This is a genomic window from Streptomyces sp. NPDC044064 (assembly GCF_056434245.1).
In genome coordinates this window covers 1-1,464 of the sequence record NZ_JBWKFN010000080.1, presented here as the reverse complement: position 1 = coordinate 1,464, position 1,464 = coordinate 1, and the positions used below count along the sequence as shown (strand labels likewise).

The window sequence follows — 1,464 nt, the reverse complement described above, 5'->3', positions numbered from 1 at the left end:
GCCGGCGCGGGCTGGTGGTTCTACCAGCATCTGAACGGCAACATCCAGAGTGTCTCGCTGGACGGCAAGGGCGGTTCGGAGAAGGCGGATGCGTTCGGGCGTACGCCGATCAACCTTCTGGTGATGGGGTCGGACGGCCGGACGAGCAAGGCGGACTGCAAGCTGGGTGGGGGTTGTTCGCGGACCGGGGTGCAGACGGGCAGCAACGCGGATGTGCAGATGGTGGTGCACATATCCGCCGACCGTTCGAACGCGACGGTGATGAGCATCCCGCGGGACACGATGACCCGGGTCCCGGCGTGCAAGGACAGTGCGAACGGTCGGTCGACGGCGGGCTACTACGGGCAGATCAACAGTGCGCTGCAGTACGGTCCGGCCTGTCAGGTGGCCACCGTGCACCAGCTGACCGGTATCCCCATCGACCACTTCGTGAAGCTGGACTTCTCGGGTGTGGTGAAGATGTCGGACGCGGTCGGCGGTGTCTCGGTGTGTGTCAGCGACGACGTGTACGACACCTACTCGCATCTGAAGCTGTCCAAGGGCGCGCACACCCTCAAGGGGGTGGCGGCTTTGGAGTTCGTGCGGTCCCGGCACGGGTTCGGGGACGGCAGCGACCTGGGGCGGACCGTCTCGCAGCACATCTTCCTGAGCGCGATGATCCGCAAGTTCAAGAGCGCGGGCACGCTCACCGATCCCGGCGCGGTCTACGACCTCGCGGACGCGGCCACCAAGGCGCTGACGGTGGACGACGGGCTGGGCTCGGTGAAGAAGCTGATCGCGCTGGCGTCGGACCTGAACAAGGTCCCCACCAAGCGGATGACCTTCACCACGATGCAGACCGGCACCGACCCGAACGACAACAACCGTGTCGTCGTCGGGGCGGGCGCCAGGACGCTGTTCGCGACCATCGCCGGTGACCAGTCCCTGACCACCGGCTCCGGAAGGAAGTCCGCGGCCGCCTCGGCGACCGCGAAGACCCCGGCCGTGCCCAGGTCCCGGATCGCGGTCACGGTGGAGAACGGCACCACGGTCACCGGCCGCGCCTCCGCTGTCGCGGCCGCCCTGACCGGGCAGGGCTTCAGCCCGGACACCACCACCGCCAACGCCCCCAGCCCCGCGGCCACCACCACCCTCACCTACGGCACCGGCCACAAGGGCGAGGCCCGAACGGCCGCGAAGGCACTGGGACTGTCCGCCCCGCACCTGAAGCAGGGCACCGGCACCGGCCTGACCCTGGTCATCGGCAGCGACTGGCCCAGCGGCACCAGCTACCCCGGCGGCGCCTCCTCGTCCGCACCCGCGGACACCAAGGCCGCCGTCTCCAACGCCCACGCCCAGACCGCCGACCAGGCCAGGACCTGCGCCAAGGTCAGCCCCTACAAGACCGTCGAACTGGGCGGCGTCCCCATGACACCGGCCCAGGCATACACGGCGGCACGCACCAAGCCCGACTCCGACGAATGA

1 protein-coding gene is annotated in these 1,464 nt (G+C 69.1%); it reads left to right on the top strand.

Annotated elements, in window-relative coordinates:
- The coding region (locus AC07DS_RS46295; RefSeq protein WP_479154738.1) for an LCP family protein at positions 1-1,464 on the top strand (1,464 nt) is incomplete at its 5' end.